The 17659-nt window shown below is 58.7% G+C and carries 17 protein-coding genes; 6 read left to right on the top strand and 11 right to left on the bottom strand.

Annotated elements, in window-relative coordinates:
- Positions 1-25: 25 nt before the first annotated feature.
- Complete coding sequence (locus tag AB1A64_RS08330; protein WP_366550983.1) at positions 26-1699, top strand: flotillin domain-containing protein; 1674 nt, start codon at positions 26-28, stop codon at positions 1697-1699.
- A gap of 30 nt (positions 1700-1729) precedes the next feature.
- Here the strand turns inward: AB1A64_RS08330 and AB1A64_RS08325 are convergent, their stop codons facing one another.
- The 7 genes from AB1A64_RS08325 to AB1A64_RS08295 all read right to left on the bottom strand — a co-directional run bounded on the left by AB1A64_RS08325 (position 1730) and on the right by AB1A64_RS08295 (position 8669).
- A complete protein-coding gene (locus AB1A64_RS08325; RefSeq protein ID WP_366550982.1) occupies positions 1730-2950 on the bottom strand; it encodes an MFS transporter in 1221 nt (406 codons plus the stop codon).
- Between the two features lie 70 nt (positions 2951-3020).
- Complete coding sequence (locus tag AB1A64_RS08320) at positions 3021-3617, bottom strand: YceI family protein (RefSeq protein ID WP_366550981.1); 597 nt, start codon at positions 3615-3617, stop codon at positions 3021-3023.
- Positions 3614-4828 carry an MFS transporter gene (locus AB1A64_RS08315; protein WP_366550980.1) on the bottom strand — a complete coding sequence of 405 codons (1215 nt, stop codon included), beginning with the start codon at positions 4826-4828 and terminating at the stop codon, positions 3614-3616. The genes AB1A64_RS08320 and AB1A64_RS08315 overlap by 4 nt, the downstream gene beginning before the upstream one ends.
- A gap of 64 nt (positions 4829-4892) precedes the next feature.
- Complete coding sequence (locus AB1A64_RS08310) at positions 4893-5513, bottom strand: hypothetical protein (protein WP_366550979.1); 621 nt, start codon at positions 5511-5513, stop codon at positions 4893-4895.
- A gap of 59 nt (positions 5514-5572) precedes the next feature.
- On the bottom strand, positions 5573-6154 hold the full coding sequence (locus AB1A64_RS08305) for a TIGR02281 family clan AA aspartic protease (protein ID WP_366550978.1): 582 nt from the start codon (positions 6152-6154) through the stop codon (positions 5573-5575).
- A 41-nt stretch (positions 6155-6195) separates the two neighbouring features.
- On the bottom strand, positions 6196-6819 hold the full coding sequence (locus AB1A64_RS08300; RefSeq protein ID WP_366550977.1) for a MarC family protein: 624 nt from the start codon (positions 6817-6819) through the stop codon (positions 6196-6198).
- Entirely contained in the window at positions 6816-8669 is a 1854-nt protein-coding gene (locus AB1A64_RS08295; RefSeq protein WP_366550976.1) for an ABC-F family ATP-binding cassette domain-containing protein, read from the bottom strand. The genes AB1A64_RS08300 and AB1A64_RS08295 overlap by 4 nt, the downstream gene beginning before the upstream one ends.
- Positions 8670-8773: 104 nt before the next feature.
- On the opposite strand from AB1A64_RS08295, the gene AB1A64_RS08290 reads away from it, so the two are divergent.
- Positions 8774-9976, top strand: coding sequence for a multidrug effflux MFS transporter (locus AB1A64_RS08290; protein WP_366550975.1), 1203 nt, complete (start codon positions 8774-8776; stop codon positions 9974-9976).
- A 102-nt stretch (positions 9977-10078) separates the two neighbouring features.
- Positions 10079-10501 (top strand): nucleoside-diphosphate kinase, encoded by a 423-nt coding sequence (gene ndk, locus AB1A64_RS08285; protein ID WP_050603574.1) that lies wholly within the window; start codon positions 10079-10081, stop codon positions 10499-10501.
- A 53-nt stretch (positions 10502-10554) separates the two neighbouring features.
- On the opposite strand, the gene AB1A64_RS08280 is transcribed toward ndk, so the two are convergent.
- Positions 10555-10902: a TfoX/Sxy family protein gene (locus tag AB1A64_RS08280; RefSeq protein WP_366550974.1), complete on the bottom strand. Its 348-nt coding sequence runs from the start codon at positions 10900-10902 to the stop codon at positions 10555-10557.
- Between the two features lie 508 nt (positions 10903-11410).
- Here AB1A64_RS08280 and AB1A64_RS08275 point away from each other — a divergent pair.
- Genes AB1A64_RS08275 through AB1A64_RS08265 form a run of 3 tightly spaced genes read left to right on the top strand, consistent with a single transcriptional unit; the run spans position 11411 to position 13866 of the window.
- Entirely contained in the window at positions 11411-12643 is a 1233-nt protein-coding gene (locus tag AB1A64_RS08275) for a CHAD domain-containing protein (RefSeq protein WP_366550973.1), read from the top strand.
- Between the two features lie 3 nt (positions 12644-12646).
- A complete protein-coding gene (locus AB1A64_RS08270) occupies positions 12647-13402 on the top strand; it encodes an AAA family ATPase (RefSeq protein WP_366550972.1) in 756 nt (251 codons plus the stop codon).
- A complete protein-coding gene (locus AB1A64_RS08265; RefSeq protein WP_366550971.1) occupies positions 13399-13866 on the top strand; it encodes a CYTH domain-containing protein in 468 nt (155 codons plus the stop codon). Before AB1A64_RS08270 ends, AB1A64_RS08265 begins: the two co-directional genes overlap by 4 nt.
- On the opposite strand, the gene AB1A64_RS08260 is transcribed toward AB1A64_RS08265, so the two are convergent.
- The 3 genes from AB1A64_RS08260 to AB1A64_RS08250 all read right to left on the bottom strand — a co-directional run bounded on the left by AB1A64_RS08260 (position 13863) and on the right by AB1A64_RS08250 (position 17524).
- Positions 13863-15233 (bottom strand): ATP-binding protein, encoded by a 1371-nt coding sequence (locus AB1A64_RS08260; protein WP_366550970.1) that lies wholly within the window; start codon positions 15231-15233, stop codon positions 13863-13865. The two genes, AB1A64_RS08265 and AB1A64_RS08260, sit on opposite strands and share 4 nt — an antisense overlap.
- A complete protein-coding gene (locus AB1A64_RS08255; protein WP_366550969.1) occupies positions 15226-15906 on the bottom strand; it encodes a response regulator transcription factor in 681 nt (226 codons plus the stop codon). The genes AB1A64_RS08260 and AB1A64_RS08255 overlap by 8 nt, the downstream gene beginning before the upstream one ends.
- A 181-nt stretch (positions 15907-16087) precedes the next feature.
- Entirely contained in the window at positions 16088-17524 is a 1437-nt protein-coding gene (locus AB1A64_RS08250; RefSeq protein WP_366550968.1) for a Do family serine endopeptidase, read from the bottom strand.
- Positions 17525-17659: the final 135 nt, after the last annotated feature.

The following is a 17659-nucleotide window of genomic DNA, read 5'->3' as shown; positions in this document are numbered from 1 at the left end:
CAAACCCCAACTTGGAGGATTTAACATGGAACTACCATTCCTGGCCGTCACAGTTGTGACCTTATTAGCAGTCGTTTTGTTCATCGGCCTTGTGCTTGGCCGTCTCTACCGCCGCGCGACCCGAGAGGTCAGTTTGGTGAAAACCGGGGCCGGTGGCAAGAAAGTCATCATGGATGGCGGTGTCATCATCGTGCCGCTGCTGCACGAGGTGAGCCCGGTCAACATGAAGACCTTGCGCCTTGAGGTGCAGCGTAGCGGTGAGGCTGCTTTGATCACTAAGGACCGGATGCGCGTGGATGTGGGCGTCGAGTTTTATGTCTCGGTAATGGCAACCGAAGAAGGTATTTCGCGCGCGGCTCAAACACTTGGTGGTCGCACTTTTGACGTCGAGCAATTGCGCGAGATGATCGAAGGTAAGTTGATCGACGGTTTGCGGGCTGTCGCCGCACAGATGACCATGGATGGTCTGCACGAAAACCGCGCTGATTTTGTACAAGAGGTGCAAAATGCGGTGTCCGAAGACCTGTTGAAGAACGGCTTGTCGCTGGAATCCGTTTCGCTGACGGCGTTGGACCAGACACCGTTTGAGGCGTTGGACGAGAACAACGCGTTTAACGCCGTAGGTATGCGCAAACTGGCAGAGGTCATTGCGACCTCAAAAAAAGAGCGTGCGCAGATTGATGCGGATGCTGAGGTCGAGGTACGTCGTGCAGCGATGGAAGCTCAGCGTCAGAAACTGCTGATCGAAAAGGACGAAGAGCAGGCGCGCATTGAGCAGACGCAGCAGGTTGAAACCCTGCGTGTGGCGCAAGAGGCTGAGATTGCGGCCCGGACCGAGGACTCGGTGCGCGAAACCGAACGCGCCCGGATCGCGCGTGAAGAAGCCATCCGTGCTGCTGAGATCGAACGCGAGCGCAATATCCGCGATGCCGAGATCGCAAAAGAGCGGGAGCTGGAAGTGGCCGAGCAAGAGCGCCAGATCATCATCGCGCAGAAATCCGAAGAGGAAAGCCGCGCGCGCGCCTCTGCTGATCTTGCCCGTGCCGAGGCAACCAAGGCGACCGAATCCGTGGCAACCGCCCGCGAAGTGGCAGAGGCCGAGCGTCAGAAGCAGATCGTGCTGATCGAAGCGACACGCGAGGCTGAACGTCAGGCGACCGCGATCCGTCTGGCCGCACAGGCCGAGAAAGAGGCCGCCGCCGACCGCGCCGAAGCCCGCCGCGAAGAGGCTCAGGCCGAAGCGGACGCGCTGAATATCCGCGCCGAGGCCAAGAAGAACGACATGCTGGCCGAAGCGGAAGGTAAGCGCGCGATTGTTGAGGCAGACAATGCCCTGTCGCCCGAACAGATCCGAATGAAGGTTGATCTGACCCGGATCGAAACTATGCCATCGATCATCTCGGAAATGGTGAAGCCGGCTGAAAAGATCGACTCGATCAAGATCCATCAGGTTGGTGGAATCGGCGCTGCCAATGGTGGCGGGGTTGCGAATGGCGACAAGCCGGTGGTCAATCAGGCGCTGGATTCGATCATGGGTATGGCGGTGCAGATGCCCGCGCTCAAGAAACTTGGTGAAGAGCTTGGTTTGTCGATGGAGCAAGGCGTCGGTGGCGTGGTGAACGGTGCGCTGGAGCAGACCGTCGAACCCGCCAATGTGGTCGAGGTGGTAGAAGACGATACACCGCCGACGCAGCAATAACTAACTAAGGGGCCGGGATTTCCCGGCCCTTTAATCTTCGCGCGACTTTTTCAACAGCCGTCCGATGGTGAATGAAGTGCGTGGGGCGTAGACATAGTTGGTCCGCTCGTCCGGTGTTGGGCGCGACCGCATCCGGGCCAGGCCAAACACGATCAAAACCAGATGCCCGGCGGCCACAAAGGCAAACAGGGCACTTGGACCGAATTGCTGGATCAGGGTGGACGAGATGTAGGGCGAAGCAATTGCCCCCAGCGCGTACCAGAACATCAGAGCGGCTGATAATTCGACCCGTTCCTCGGTGGTGGCAAAGTCATTTGCGTGCGCGGACGACACCGAGAAGATCGGAAAAGTTGTCAGGCCAAAGATGCCAGCGGCCAGCATAACGCCCAGAGTGCCTGTGCCGCTTGCAGCCATCGTTACGCCACAGCTTAGAACAGCAGCACCAGATAGCCAGATCAGTACCCAGCGCCGGTCGTATTTGTCGGCCAACCATCCCAGCGGGTATTGCGCCAGCGCCCCGCCAAGAACAAATGAGGCCAAGAAGAACGCGATCTGATCCACGCCCAGCCCGACCTCTTGGCCATAGACCGGGCCGACCATTCGGAACGAGGCCGAGCTGAGCGCCGCAACAATCACACCGGCCACCGCCAGGGGCGAACTGCGCCAAGCCAGTTTGGGTCGCAGGCGGGGGGCGTCGGGCGTTTTCGGTTGGCTGGCGCGGGTCAGTGTCAGCGGCAACAGGGCGGCACAGCACAAGATCGCCAACAGGTTATAAGACACGTATGAGGCGGGCGGCAGTACGGCGATGATCAACTGCGCCCCCAGTGACGCCCCCATATCCACGAACCGATAAGTTCCCATCGCCCGGCCACGGGTTTCGTTGGTGACCTTGGCGTTTAGCCAGGCCTCGATCACGGTATAGCAGCCCGCTACACAGGTGCCCGAAGCGATCCGCAATGCGGCCCATAGATAGGGGTTGTCGGTCAGGGTGTGCCCGATCAACCCCATTGCGCCCAAAGCCGTGCAGACCGCGAAGGCGCGAGAGTGGCCGACATTCCCCATCAGTCTCGGGGCCCACCAGCAACCAATGAAAAAGCCTAGGAAATGGGACGAGCCCAGCAGACCGATCTGCTCGGTCGTGAATTCCAGTGTAATGCCCGAGATGGCGTCCAGCGGCCCGACGCCACCTGTGGAAAGTTGCAGCAGAATGACTGAAAGAAAGAGGGCGGCAAAAGAAATGATCGTACGCATGATGGGGGCACCTTGGCGGAATTTGCCGGTGATGCGCGCGCCTAATCGACGCGGGCGCGTCGTTTTTTGCCTATTCGGCCTTTTTGATTTCCGCCCGGATGTCCAGCCCGACGGTGTCCTGTACCAGATCGGCATAGCCGGACGCCCCAAAGTCGTGGCGATTGAGCGAGCCGGTCAATTGGATCGAGAGCATATCCAGGATATTTGCGGCGCTGCCGGGCGGTCGATGAAGGTTGGCTTGCAGGGTGATTGGGCGGGTCACGCCGCGCAGGGTCAGGTCTCCGGTAATCTCTGCCCCGCGCGAAATTCGACCGCCTTCGCCAAGCTGCACCTTGGTTGACGTAAAGTGAATGGTTGGAAAGTTCTCAACGTCCAGCACTCCGGCGCTCAGCATTGCGGTTCGGGCAAAGGGTAATCTGGTGCGGGCTTCAGCCGCGTTCAGGGTCACGCTGACGCGGCTGTTGATCAGATTGCTCAGGTCGATCTGAATATCCGCCGACTGGATTGGCATGGTACCGGATTGCGCAAGGCCCGACAGGTCAAAGGTAAAGTCGACGGATGTGCCCTGTGACACCAGTTCGTATTGAGTAAGCGCAGCTTGGGCTGGACGCGCCATGGGCAAGGCGGCCAACCCGGCCAGAATGGTGCGCCGGGACAGCAGGCTCACGCCAGTGCCCCGTGCCCGCGGGGGCGCGAGCGGTGCAGCAGCACCAGCAGGATGGCGATGTTCAACCCGTTCCAGAGGAGGCCGTTGACGAAGGCCAACTGATAGCTTCCCGTCACGTCGTATATCCACCCGGACATCCACCCGCCCAGAGCCATACCCATGATGGTCATCATCAGGACGAATCCCACCCGTGCGCCGGCCTCTTTCGGGGGCATGTATTCGCGCACCACTAAGGCATAGCTGGGCACGATCCCACCTTGCGCCAGCCCGAACAGCATACTGATGACATAAAGCGAGACCATCCCGTCATAGGGTAGGAATAGAAACAGGGCGATGCATTGCAAGGTGGAACCGATAAGCAAGGTCCTGATCCCACCCAACTTGTCGGCGACCAACCCCGAAACGATCCGGCTGAGGACACCACCCATCAGCATTAGTGACAACATCTCGGCCCCGACCGCAGGGCCATAGCCCAGCCCGACGCAATAGGACACGATATGAACTTGTGGCATGGACATAGCTACGCAACAGCCGATCCCGGCCAGACCCAGGATGTATTGAAGGGTGCGCGGAGGTATTCCAACGCTGCGCGTATTAATTTGGGCAGTGGCAGCTGCAGTACTGTGGGCTTCGTCCGGAACCTTACGGCCTAGCAGTAAGGAAAGAGGTATAACAACGACCAGTGTCACGATGGCCAATGTCAGATAGACTTGCTGCCACCCTTCCCGAGCCAGAATTCCGGCCAGCAAGGTGGGCCAGATGGCCCCAGACAGGTAGTTTCCGCTGGCGACCAGCGCGACGGCGATCCCGCGTCGCCGCATGAACCAATGGGAAATGTCCGCGATCAAGGGGCCGAACCCGATGGATGCGCCCAAGCCCATCAAAAGATGCGCTACCGATAGCATCAACATGTTCGGGGCCAATGTCGCCAATAGATAGCTGACTGCACTTAGCACAGAAGCCCCGATCAGCGCTTTGGTCACGCCCAGCCGATCCACCAGTTGCCCCAGCCACATATTACCCAACGCAAAGCCGATCATGGCGAGCGTGTAGGGCATCGACACTTCCGCTCTTCCGGCGTTGAACTGTACCTCGATGGCGGGCATCACCACGACCACCGCCCACATACCGGCATTCGCCACCATGGCGATGCCAAGCGTGATCAGAAGGCGAAGCCAGGAATATCGGCTGTCATGGATTGGATGGCTCATGCTGGCACGCTAGGGCGGGGGTCCGGCTTTTGCCAGTCACAAGTTGCGTGAACTGCGTGATGTGTCACACCAAAACATCTTCGGCTTCGGTCCGGGTCAGATTCAGCCCGGCGCGCGGTTTGATCTGGGTGGCGTGCCAGCTGACCGGGGGCAGGGCGCGTGCGCGGCGGCGGGTCAGGGTCCAGCGGCGGGCCTCGCCCTGATGGTTCGCGGCCATGTGCCAGCGGGTCTCGACCCCCTGCGCGCCACCGTTGCCGGGCGTCAGCAGCAGCCCCAGCGGCGCCCGCCCCATTGTGCCACCCTGTTCAGCAGCCAGATGCATACGCCGCACCGGCGTCAGCCCCGGTGCGCCCGGCAGATCGCCGATGATCAGCGGAATGGCCCCACTGCGCAGTGCCTCTTCCATACACCACAGCAGATCCTCGGCGCGGGTGGGGCGGACGAACAGGAACCGGGCGGGATCGGCAAAGGGCATCATCCCGTCCGGGTTCAGCTGCCCGGGCTCCCATGCGGGGGCAATCCACAGCACCGGCCCCTGCGCCTGACCGGCCAACCACATGGCAAAGCTGCGCCGGGCGGGGCCGCAGGCCTCATGCACGCGGGCCAGTTGCAGAGTGATCTGAGGGTGCAGGGTCAGTCCTGGCGCCTCACGCGCAGGTTTGCGGCCAAGAAGGTTTGTAGACATGCCGCCAGCCTAGCATGTTCTCATTTTGTTCTCAATTCGGAAATGCCGCCGCAGAACCTTTAACGAGACAGGATCAGACGGCCATCCGCAAACTGGATATTCGAAAAGCGATGCAGATAATCCATGCCCAGCAGTGATTGGCGCAAATCGCCTTCGTTTACCCAGGCCGAGACGCCGTGGTCGGTGATCGGCCCCAGCTCAAGGCTATCCAGCCGGACGGGTGCGGTGCGCACCTCTCCGTTCGCGGTCGAGGCGCGGCCAAGATAGTTCAGTTGGTCAGGGTCAATACCAATGCGTCGGGCGTCCTGATCGCTCAGCACGATCTGGCTGGCACCAGTGTCGACAAGAAAGGTTATCGGCTCACCGTTCACCACAACGGGCAGGTAATAATGGCCGTCACGTGCGCGAGGTACCGCGATCGTTTCACCGGTGACAGTCATCTGCGGGGCAGGGCCAACGGTTGATCGGATGTCTTCCCAAAGCCCGACAACGGCAATGGCACCGACGAAAATGAACACCCAGGCCAACGCCTGTTGCATAGTCTTGTTCAGAGACTGACGGTTCTGCGAGACGAACCACGCCACCACCGCCGCACCAAGCACGGCCAGATATACCAAACGTCCAATGCTGTCGCCGTCCATACCGTACCCCTTACCATATTTACTTTAAGGTATATGGGGATTTACGACGCAAAACCAAAGGCCTTGAGTCCGTCCAAAATGAACTGAACCGACAGCGCTGCCAACAGCATGCCCAGTAGCCGGGTCAACACATTCAGCCCGGTCTTGCCAAGAATGCGCGCAATCAGACCGCCCGACAAAAAGAACGTCAGAACCACGGCCATAACCGCCAGCATCACCAAAATGGCCTCGGCAATGCCCAGAATGCCCGGATGTTGACCGGCCAGCAGGATGATTGTCGCGATCGACCCCGGCCCGGCCACTAGCGGAATGGCCAGAGGGAACACTGACGGGTCGGGGTGTTCTTCTTCCTCTTCAACCCGATCTTCGCGACGTTTTGTGCGGCGCTCGAACAGCATGTCGAGCGCGGTCAAAAACAGCAGCGCCCCGCCAGCGACTTTGAACGCCTCCATCGAGATACCGACAAAGCCCAGCACGGCTTCGCCAAAGGCCGCAAAGGCGATCAGAATCCCAGAGGCCACGGCACAGGTGCGCAGCGCCACCTTGCGCCGCGCGCGGGAATCCATACCCTGCGTCAGCGCCACGAAGATCGGGGTGGTGCCAAAGGGGTCGATCACCACGAACAAGGTGGTGAAAGCAGTAATGAAAAAGGCTAGATCCATCATGCGGCATTCTCGGCGTTTTCAAGGCGTTCGGCGGCGGCGACCCAAAGCGTTTCAGCTTTCTGCATCGCTTCAACCACTTCTGAGAACTTACGGTTCCAGGTTTCCAGATCGTTGATCTTGTCGTCTTCGTACAGCGTCGGGTCCGCCAGCTTGGCCGAAAGCTTTTCATGCATATCCGTCAGCTTCTCGATCCGGTCCTCGCATTTGCGCAGGTCGGCGCGCAGCGCCAATACAGTCTCGCGCGAGGCGCGTTTGGGCTTCGCCGTCTGCGGTTTCTCTTTGACCGGTTTGTCCCGGGCCAGCAGCAGGGTGCGATAGGACTCGAGATCTCCGTCAAAGGGTTTGACCGTTCCGTCCGAGACCAGCCACAGCCGGTCCGCGACCAGTGACAGCAGGTGCATATCATGGCTGACCAGAACGACGGCACCGGAGTATTCAGTCAGCGCCTCTACCAGCGCCTCGCGGCTTTCGATGTCCAGGTGGTTGGTTGGTTCGTCCAAGATCAGCATATGTGGCGCGTCGATGGTTGCGATCAGCAGTGACAAGCGCGCCTTTTGACCGCCCGACAAGCGCCCGACCAGCGTTTCCGCCTGATCCGCGTTCATTCCAAACCCGGCCAAACGCGAACGCCATTTTCCCGGAGCTTCATCCGGGCGCAGGCGGCGCAAGTGGTCCAGGGGTGTTTCGTCCACATGCAACTCATCCACCTGATGCTGCGCGAAATATCCGATGCGCAGTTTGTTGCTGCGGGTCATCTTTCCCGCCATCAAGGGCAGGCGGTCGGATAGCAGCTTAGACAAGGTCGATTTGCCCTGACCGTTTTTACCCAACAACGCGATGCGGTCGTCCTGATCAATGCGCAAGTTCAGACGGCGCAATACTTCGGTTTCGCCATAGCCAGTCACACCGCCTTCGATCTGGATGATCGGAGGGGACAGTTCCTCGGGCTCAGGGAATGAAAACGCCCGCAAAGCGGCCTCTTGTGGGGTTGAGACCAGTTGGATGCGTTCGATCATCTTCAGGCGGGACTGGGCCTGAACGGCTTTGGATGCTTTGTACCGAAACCGATCCACGAAGCTCTGAAGGTGAGCAATGCGGGCCTTGGCCTTGGCGTTTTCCGATTCCGCCTGAGCCAGTCGTTCGGCCCGACGCTCGGCAAATTTGTCATAAGGTACCGCGTAATAGGTCAGCTTGCGGTCTTCCAGATGCAGGATCGAGCCCACCGCACGGTTTAGCAAGCCGCGGTCGTGGCTGATGATGATCACCGTGTGAGGATATTTGGCCAGATAGCTTTCCAACCACAAGGCACCTTCGAGGTCCAGATAGTTGGTCGGTTCGTCCAGCAAAAGCAGATCAGGCCGCGAAAACAGAACCGCGGCCAGTGCTACGCGCATCCGCCAACCGCCCGAGAAGTCGGAACAGGGGCGCAGCTGATCTCCGTCATCGAATCCCAGCCCCTTGAGGATCGAGGCCGCGCGGGCCTCGGCCGACCAGGCGTCGATATCCGCCAGGCGGGTCTGAATCTCGGCAATGCGCGCGGGGTCTTCGGCGCTGTCGGCCTCGGCCATCAGGGCGCTGCGTTCGGTATCAGCAGCGAGAACCGTGTTGATCAGCGACACGTCGGACGACGGCACCTCTTGCGCCACGCCTCCGATCCGCGCGCGTTTCGGCAGCAAGATGTTGCCCGATTCCAATGCCAACTCGCCCCGGATCAGACGGAACAGAGTGGTCTTGCCGGTGCCGTTCCGCCCCACCAGACCGACCTTGTGGCCATCGGGAATGGTGGCGCTGGCGCCGTCAAACAGAGGGCGGCCTTCGACCGCATAGGTGATGTCTTCGATCCGTAACATGGGCCGCTCATAACAGAGCCTGTCAGACGCCGCCAGCGGGTTGGCATGTTCATCGACAAGCCTATGTGCTAGCGCTGGTCCGGTTGGATTTTGACGGTTTTAACATGCGCGCGGCTTCTTCGCCTCCTTCTCTGGTCTCTTTGGTGTTCGCCACGGCGATTTCCGTGCTGACGTTGAATATGTTCCTGCCGTCTCTGGCGCGTATGGCCGGGGATTTTCAAGTCGATTATGCGCTGGTGAACCTGTCCGTGGCTGGATATCTGGCGGTGTCTGCGGTGTTGCAACTGATCATGGGGCCGCTGTCCGACCGATTTGGTCGCAGGCCCGTTTTGCTGATCTGTATGACGGTGTTTGTTGTGGCCTCGGTTGGTTGCGTATTGGCCGAGTCGATCTGGGCCTTTCTGGGCTTTCGCCTGTTGCAGGCGGCTGTGGTGGCCGGGCCGGTGCTTTCCAGTGCTGCGATCCGGGACATGCACCCGCCAAACGAGGCAGCCAGTAAACTGGGCTATGTGGCAATGGCGATGGCGCTGGCCCCGATGCTTGGCCCGATGTTGGGCGGAGCACTGGACAGCTTGTTCGGCTGGCGCGCGGGCTTTGTTCTGTACTCGGTTCTGGGGGCGGGGATGCTGCTGTTGCTGTGGGTCGATATGGGTGAGACCAATACCAATCGTTCGTCGACCTTCGCGGCGCAGTTGCGCGAATACCCACACCTTTTTCGTGCCCGCCGGTTCTGGGGTTATGCCTTGTGTGCATCGTTTTCGATCGGCGGGTTCTACAGTTTCATCACCGGCGCGCCCCTTGTGGCGGTGGCATGGTTCGATCTAAGCCCCGCGATGCTAGGCTTGGGGATCGGCATCATCACCGGTGGCTTCATGGTGGGTAATTTCATCACTGGTCGGATCGCCGCCAGAACACCACTAACAACCATGATCCTGATCGGACGCATCGTCGCGTCAACCGGGCCGCTATTGGGTCTTCTGCTGTTTCTTGCGGATCTGGGCTCGGTCTGGGTGTTCTTCGGGTCGGCCATCTTTGTTGGCTTTGGCAACGGATTGACCAACGCAAATGCCTCGGCCGGTCTGATGTCTGTCCGGCCCAAACTGGCCGGCAGCGCCGCGGGCTTGTCAGGTGCGATGATTGTTGCGCTGGGGGCGGTACTGACCTCGCTGACCGGGTTGTGGGTCAGCCCCGACAACGGGCCGTTTCTGGTTCTGGGCATGATGTGGGCCTGCAGTTTTGCTGGGCTGCTGGCCGTCGTTTACGTGCGCTGGGTGGACCGTCAAGACCCACTGCCCGAGACGATCTGAGCTGCAGCGCATCATAGTGCTTTTCATATCAGACAGTCCGTGCTACGCGGCGCGCGATGGATTTCGGCGCGACCCCGCGCCTTATGTTAAGGAGAGGCCGACATGGCACTGGAACGCACATTCTCGATCATCAAACCCGATGCAACCCGCCGCAACCTGACTGGCAAGATCAACGCCAAGTTCGAAGAAGCTGGCCTGCGCATCGTTGCGCAAAAGCGCATCCACATGACCAAAGCTCAGGCTGGCAAGTTCTATGACGTGCATGCCGAGCGTCCGTTCTATGACGAACTGTGCGAATTCATGTCGTCGGAGCCGGTTGTTGTTCAGGTTCTGGAAGGCGAAGGCGCCATTGCAAAGAACCGCGAAGTCATGGGCGCAACCAACCCCGCAGACGCGGCCCCCGGCACCATCCGCGCCGAGTTCGCTGAATCGGTTGGTGAAAACTCGGTCCACGGTTCGGACGCTCCGGAAACTGCAGCAGTTGAAATTGCGTACTTCTTCTCGGGCATCGAACTGGTCGGCTAAGTCGCCGTCAGATCGAATTCATGGGCCGCTCCCGGCAACGGGCGCGGCTTTTTTTATTCCGGCTTGAGATCGTCGGCTGACACGCGCACGCCGATCGCATCCAGATCCGAGATCATCCGGGTTTCAGGCATAGCGGTGACGCTGGCCTTGATGGCATCGAACCGCTGCCGCAGGGCCTTTTTCTCATCGCCCTTGCAATCGTTCCACGGGCGGCCCTGCAACCCCATGACCAACACATAATAGCCGATGAAATGCGGCTTGGTTCCTGTCTGCAAAAGCCGGGAATAGGCTTTATCGGGACCTAATTCGCGCAATTCCTGCGCCGAATGAATACCTGCACGGGCGCAGGCTTGTTCGTAAGCCGGGCCAAGGTTGCGGATTGAGGAGATAGGGTCGGACATGCGCCACTTTTAGCGGGGTGTTTCGGGGCTGTCGACCTGACGCACGGTCAGTAAGACATCAAGCTTGCCAGACGGAATAGTATGCGATTTCATGGCCTCATGCTGTCATGAGGGTGCCGATGTTTAAGAACCGGGAGAACGCCAAGAGACACGGCAATTACCTGCGCTGGCAGTTCGATGGCACGGCACTGCGGAGCCTTGATGCCTTGAAAACGAGGCGCGGGTGATGGGGCGGAAACGAAGGGTGTTCGTCTTTCCAGGCAAGTTCGACCAGGACGGATTCTCTGGTTTACTTAAGGAGCTGACAGTCGCGGTTGAACCCCCAACTGCTGCCCGTCCTTTTGACCTGCTAGACAACCATGATCAATCGCTGCGGGCCAAAGGGCGGTTGTTGATCGAAACAGGCGGCTCGTTGCAGCTGCTGAACGACAGGGATTTTTTGGTTCAGGATGGCTGCGGCACAGGCATGTTCGTACAGGACCTGCCGGATGGGCCAGTTCGCGCGGCGTTGAAAGATTTCCCCAAGCTGCGCGCGTTTATGTGTATCGGCTCTGGCACCATCAAAAGCAGCACCTTTGCCGTATTGGACAACGTGCAAAAGACACAAGTTCGCGGTCGCGCTCTGACTTTGGTTGCAAACCACGGGCAGGTGACGATCCTGACCGTGCAACCCATGCGGGGGTATAAACGCGCCTTTCAAAAGGTCTGTTCGGCGCTAGAGGACATGGCTTCTGGCGCGTCAGGTGCAGAGGTGGTCATGCAAGGCCTTTTTGCAGATTTACCTGCCTACAATGCCAAGCCCGATGTAAAGTTGGGCAAGCAGGAACCCTCGGTCGAAGTGGCGGTGGATATCATCCGCACCTATCTGGAAGTTGCGCGCAAGAACGAGGCGGGGATTGTCGCGGATATAGACACGGAATTTCTGCACGATTACCGTGTCTCATTAAGGCGTGTTCGGTCCGTCCTGAGCCTGTTCAAAGGCGTGTTTTCGCCAGAGCAGACCAGCGCACTAAAACGCGAATTCTCGGGCCTGATGGCGTCTACCGGGCGAGTGCGGGATCTGGATGTCTACCTTTTGGAAAAAGATATTTACTTCAATCTGATACCGCCCAACCTTCATCAAGGTATCGAGGCGATGTTCGCGCAGTTTGAAAAAGAACGTAACCGCGAATTAGCTGTGCTGACTCGGCATTTGCGCAGTTCGGCCTATGGTAGGCAGATGAAGCAACTACAGGCGCTGTTTGCTGATACCAAGCGATTGGAATCCGGACCCAACGCCGAGCGCAAAGCGTATGATTATGCTCGTGCGCTGATCTGGAAACGCTACCGCAAACTGTGCAAGCTTGCCCGTAGAATTACCCCGAAAACTCCAGACGAGGCGGTGCATGAGCTGCGGATAGATTGCAAGAAGCTGCGCTATCTAATGGAATTCTTTGCACCTTTGTTCGACAAGAGTGATTTCAAAACGCTCATTAAGCCATTGAAAAAAATGCAAGATAATTTGGGCCTGTTCAATGACTACTCGGTGCAACAAGAGGCGCTGCTTAATTTTGTTTCCACCCAGAGCGATGCCCGCAACCGGACAAGTGCGCCGCTTGCCATGGCTGTTGGAGGGCTGATCTCCGTACTCGATCAGCGCCAAAAAGCTGAGCGCGACCGCGTGATCGCTAATTTTGGGCATTTCGATAGCCCAGAGATTCAGAACCTGTTCCGAACCCTGTTTCGCCATAAGGAGGATTGACTGGTGAAGATCATTGCCTGCTACAGCAACAAGGGCGGTGTGGGTAAAACCGCAACCTCGGTAAACCTGGCCTACGCCTATGCGCAAGCTGGGTACACCGTGTTGCTGTGCGACCTTGATCCGCAGGGCGCGGCAGGGTTTTATTTTCGGGTGAAACCATCGAAAAAGCTGACCGACGCGCGATTTTTCGAGGATATTTCCCGGTTCACTAATTCGATCAGGGCCAGTGACTTCGATGGGCTGGATGTGTTGCCAGCGAACCTGACCTTCCGCGACTTTGACGTGTTCCTGTCGCGCATGCGGAACAAGCGATCCCGGTTGAAAAAAGCTCTGGCCGCCGCAGGCACCGATTACGATGTGATTATTCTGGATTGCCCACCGAACTTTTCGACCCTGTCCGAGAACATTTTCAAGGCGGCGGATCAGATCGTTGTGCCGGTCATTCCGACCACCCTGTCTGAGCGGACGCTTGCGCAGTTGGTGGCCTTTTTTGACCAGCAGAAGCTGCCCAAGAAAAAGATTAGGGCGTTCTTTTCAATGGTGCAGAGGCGCAAGACCTTGCATCTGGAAACGATGGAGAAGATGCGTAAGCAGTACAAAAAGCGGTTCCTGCAAACCGAAATACCATTTGCCGCCGATATCGAACGTATGGGCCAGAACCGCGCCCCGGTCAGTATCTTTGCTGGTCGCAGTGACGCGAGCGCCGCCTATCAGTCGTTGTTCGATGAATTGGAAAACGGAGTGAATTCAAGCAAATGACCTTGGAAATTGAACGCAAGTTTTTGGTCGCAGACCTGCCGGACCTCAGCGGCGCAGAGAAAGCTGTTGTGCGGCAGGGATATTTGACAGCGCCTGATGATTCCACCGAACTGCGGTTGCGTCAAAAGAACGATCGGTTCTTCCTGACCCTCAAAGGTGGCGGCACGATGGTACGGGTTGAGCGTGAGGCCGAAATCACGGCCGAGCAATTCGAAACGTTCTGGCCAGAAACAGATGGGCGCCGAGTGGAAAAGGAACGCTACACAGGCCAGCTGTCCGACGGGCGCGTGTTTGAGCTGGACGTGTTTCTGGGTGATCTGACCCCGTTGCAATTGGTCGAGGTGGAGTTTGAGACCGAGGCCGAGGCCATGGCCTACACTCCGCCGGCTTGGTTCGGTGAGGATGTAACCGCTGATAAACGCTATAAAAACAAGACAATGGCAATCAACGGCGTACCTGCCTAGGGTTTGCGGGCCAGTTTGATTTTCGCTTCAAGCCCCGGATTACAATTGCTAGCCTCAAACGCGCCGCCATGCATGTGGGAAATCGCGGCGACAAGGGCCAGACCCAGACCAGCATTCCGCTCGGTTCGTGCCGGGTCCAGTGTGACAAACGGCATTTGCAGGCGTGGCAAGTCTTCTTGCGGAACGCCGGGACCACGATCGCGAACGCTCAGATTTGTATAGGCACCATCTTCGGACAGGTTGATCGTGACAGTGGTGTCCTGCGGCGCATAGCGCATCGCGTTTTCCAGCAGGTTCGACAGGGCCTGCGACAACAGCGGGCGATGCCCCGGTATCGGTGAAGCCGTGCCCGTGACCTCAAGCTGGATACCCTGATCGACAGCTACGGGGTCGTACAGTTCGACCACATCCGCCACCAGTTGCTGCAGATCGACCGGTTCAAATTGTTCCCGACCAACACCCGCTTCGGCGCGTGAGATTTCGGTCAGTTGCCCCAACACCCGCAGCACATGGTCGATTTCCGCGCTGGCCCGCGCGATATCAATCTCGCGCTCTTGATCGGTTTTCGATGGATCGGACAGAGTTTCAACCCGTTGCTTTAGCCGCGATAGGGGGGAGCGTAGATCATGTGCGATTGAGTTTGACGTGGTGCGAAGGTTGCTGACCAGCTCCTCGATCCGATCCAGCATGGTGTTGAGCGTCCCGGACACCTGATCGAATTCGTCCCCAGTGCCGCGCAGTGGCATGCGCCGGGACAGATCGCCCGACACGATATTTTCGGCGGCACTGGCGATATCGGACAGGCGGGAAAAGACCAGACGGGTGAACAGCCAGCCGGTCAGCACACTCAGCGCCAGGGCAATAGCCAGCGCAATGCCGACCGACCGCAACAGAACCCGGTCGAATTGCTGCCGCGCCAGCGCATCGCGCCCCACCAGCAGGCGTTCACCGCCGGGCAGTCGAACCGAGGCGGCCGAGACGGGCACCAATTCATCATTGTCAGCCCGGCGTACTTCCAGATCGACCCAGCCACTGCCAGCTGCGATATTTTCGGGCCATTGTTTGAGGTTCCCAGCCAGATTGACGCCAAAGCGGTCGGTCAGCAGATACAACGCATCGCGGTCCGCGGCGGTTGGAAGGCGCCGCTCGATCGCTCGCATCAACCCGATCAGGCCTCGGCGTTCGTATTCATCCGCCAGCCCTGTTAGCTCTGCCGACACGACCGAGCGTGTCTCGCTTTCGATACTACGGTTCGCCGTTACATAGACCAACGCCAACACGGTCGCGGTCAGCAAGGTACTGAGGACCATGCTGGCCAGTACGAGGCGTGTGCGTGAATTGTTGAAGGAAAGTCGCAGGTTATCCATCAGATATCATGTAACCGGCACCCCGGACGGTTTCAATCAGCGGCGGCTCGCCGCCTTCGTCCAGTTGACGCCGCAGTTTCGAGATATGGACATCGACCACATTGGTATTAGGGTCGAAGTGATAATCCCAAACCCCCTCAAGCAGCATGGTGCGCGACACCACGCGGTTTTTCCGACGCAGAAAGAACTCCAAGATTTGAAATTCACGCGGGGTGAGAGTGATCTCGCGTCCGTTGCGCATGACCTTGCGGGTCAGCAGATCCATCTCAAGGTCGCGGCAATTCAGGGTCGGGCTTTCCTCAGCCTCTTGCGGACGGCGCAGCAGGGCCTCGATCCGGGCGTGCAATTCCTGGAAGGAAAACGGCTTGACCAGATAGTCATCCGCCCCGGCACGCAACCCTTTGACACGCTCATCAACAGCGCTCATGGCGGTCAGCATCAGAACCGGAGTTTTGACGCCCGCCGCACGCATCGATTTGATCAGTGACAGCCCATCCAGCCCCGGCAACATTCGATCCAGAACGACCGCGTCAAACCCGCCGTCGGTGGCATGATACAGACCCTCACGGCCGTCCTCGGCCTGCTCGATGACATAACCTTCTTCGCCAAACCCCTTGGCGATGAACTCTCGGGTATCTTCATCATCTTCGACGATCAGCAAGCGACGGCTCATGATGCGAGTTCCTTTCTACCGGGATTTAAACACAATTTTTGGGCAAAGCACATGGGTTGGTTAGTTAATCTGCCGGGTGCGGTGTATCGCACCCGGCAGTCCCGGAGGTTTGCGGACAATTCAAACCACCGAGGAGGCGCCCGCCAGATTTCCCCATCACGTGGCGCGCGCAGGTTTCAGATCAGGCGATTTCCACCGCTACAAAGATCTGGTTTCCGCCGCGATTGATCAGCACAAGCGCGGGATCGGTTTTCTCGCTGTCCAGAGCGGCCTTCAACGCGTCCGGTGTTGCGGTTTCCTGGCCGCCCAGTTTCACGATCACATCGCCCCGTTGCAGACCAGCCTTGGCTGCCGGGCTGTCGGGTTTCAGGTCAGTGACGATCACACCATCGACATTTTCAGCCACGCCCATTTCGGCGCGGTTGGTGTCGGTCAGCGGTGCGATAGTCACGCCCAAAGCAGTGCCCGAGACAGTTTCGTCCACTGACTTATCGATCTGGGCCGATGCGCTTTGATGCTGGCCGACGGTCAACTCGATCTGTTGCTCCTTGCCATCGCGCAAAACGGTCAGAACGCTGTCAGTGCCCACTTTGGTGGTGCCGACAAGGACCGGAAGATCACTGCTGGAATCAACCACCTCATCGTTGAAGGTCAGAATGACATCGCCCTGTTGCAGAACGCCCTCGGCCGGGCTGTCGGCAACAACGTCCGCAACCAGCGCGCCGGTCGAGCTGTCGATGCCCATGGCTGACGCAAGCTCGGGGCTGACATTCTGGATCGACACACCCAGCCAACCCCGGCTGACTTGGCCGTCATCGCGCAGGTCGGCTGCGATGTGTTCCACGATGTTCGATGTCACCGCAAACCCCAGACCCACTGAGCCGCCGGTGGGCGAGTAGATGGCCGAATTCACGCCGACGACTTCACCTTCCATGTTGAACAGCGGTCCACCCGAGTTGCCCTTGTTAATGGCTGCGTCGGTCTGAATGAACTCAGCATATGGTCCTTGCGATATGTTGCGCCCTTTGGCCGATACGATACCGGTCGTCACGGTTGAATGCAGTCCGAACGGGTTGCCGATGGCCACGACGTCTTCGCCTACGCGGATGCCGTCACTGTCGCCCAGATTAACCGCTTGCAGGATTTCACCTGCGTCGATCTTCAGAACTGCGATGTCGGTCAACGGGTCGGTGCCAATAACTTCGGCGTCATACGTACGGTCATCCGACATGCGAACCGTTACGGATTCAGCGTTGTCTACGACATGGTGATTGGTAACGATGTAACCCGCTTCATCCAGGACAAATCCCGAACCCAGACCTTGTGCCGGTCCACGCTGCGGGGCGTTAAACCCTTCGGGCGCGCCGAAGCGTTTGAAGAATTCTCCGAACGGATGCTGTTCAAAGTCAAACTCTTGCCCTTGCGCGGGAACTGGTGTGGCACCTTGTTCGGCGATGATGGTGACGACAGAGGGCGACACATTTTCCACCAGATCGGCCAACGCTTCGTCGGCCATCGAGGGCAGGGCGGTGGTCGCCAGCAGTGCGGCGCTCAGTGCGCCAGCGCCAACCCAACTGGCTGTCCCGGGCAAAAGAAGTGAGGATTTGCGGATGCTCATTTTTTTCTCCTGTTTATATCACGCGGGTGCGGCCGCGCGTTGAAACAGGAGATGCGCCTTCACTCTGAGTGTTTCCTGAGCGAATTGTTAAGATATCTTAATTTTGCCACAAACTAGCGGTTCTATCGCGACGTT

The organism is Ruegeria sp. ANG10 (assembly GCF_040705255.1).
Lineage (GTDB): Bacteria > Pseudomonadota > Alphaproteobacteria > Rhodobacterales > Rhodobacteraceae > Ruegeria.
This window is presented reverse-complemented; position numbering and strand designations above follow the sequence as displayed.

What these genes read in the sequence shown, in the direction of transcription:
- AB1A64_RS08330 (WP_366550983.1), top strand. Translation starts at nt 26, where the DNA reads ATGGAACTACCATTCCTGGCCGTCACAGTTGTGACCTTATTAGCAGTC.
- AB1A64_RS08325 (WP_366550982.1), bottom strand. Translation starts at nt 2,950, where the DNA reads ATGCGTACGATCATTTCTTTTGCCGCCCTCTTTCTTTCAGTCATTCTG.
- AB1A64_RS08315 (WP_366550980.1), bottom strand. Translation starts at nt 4,828, where the DNA reads ATGAGCCATCCAATCCATGACAGCCGATATTCCTGGCTTCGCCTTCTG.
- AB1A64_RS08310 (WP_366550979.1), bottom strand. Translation starts at nt 5,513, where the DNA reads ATGTCTACAAACCTTCTTGGCCGCAAACCTGCGCGTGAGGCGCCAGGA.
- AB1A64_RS08305 (WP_366550978.1), bottom strand. Translation starts at nt 6,154, where the DNA reads ATGGACGGCGACAGCATTGGACGTTTGGTATATCTGGCCGTGCTTGGT.
- AB1A64_RS08300 (WP_366550977.1), bottom strand. Translation starts at nt 6,819, where the DNA reads ATGATGGATCTAGCCTTTTTCATTACTGCTTTCACCACCTTGTTCGTG.
- AB1A64_RS08295 (WP_366550976.1), bottom strand. Translation starts at nt 8,669, where the DNA reads ATGTTACGGATCGAAGACATCACCTATGCGGTCGAAGGCCGCCCTCTG.
- AB1A64_RS08290 (WP_366550975.1), top strand. Translation starts at nt 8,774, where the DNA reads ATGCGCGCGGCTTCTTCGCCTCCTTCTCTGGTCTCTTTGGTGTTCGCC.
- ndk (WP_050603574.1), top strand. Translation starts at nt 10,079, where the DNA reads ATGGCACTGGAACGCACATTCTCGATCATCAAACCCGATGCAACCCGC.
- AB1A64_RS08280 (WP_366550974.1), bottom strand. Translation starts at nt 10,902, where the DNA reads ATGTCCGACCCTATCTCCTCAATCCGCAACCTTGGCCCGGCTTACGAA.
- AB1A64_RS08265 (WP_366550971.1), top strand. Translation starts at nt 13,399, where the DNA reads ATGACCTTGGAAATTGAACGCAAGTTTTTGGTCGCAGACCTGCCGGAC.
- AB1A64_RS08260 (WP_366550970.1), bottom strand. Translation starts at nt 15,233, where the DNA reads ATGGATAACCTGCGACTTTCCTTCAACAATTCACGCACACGCCTCGTA.
- AB1A64_RS08255 (WP_366550969.1), bottom strand. Translation starts at nt 15,906, where the DNA reads ATGAGCCGTCGCTTGCTGATCGTCGAAGATGATGAAGATACCCGAGAG.
- AB1A64_RS08250 (WP_366550968.1), bottom strand. Translation starts at nt 17,524, where the DNA reads ATGAGCATCCGCAAATCCTCACTTCTTTTGCCCGGGACAGCCAGTTGG.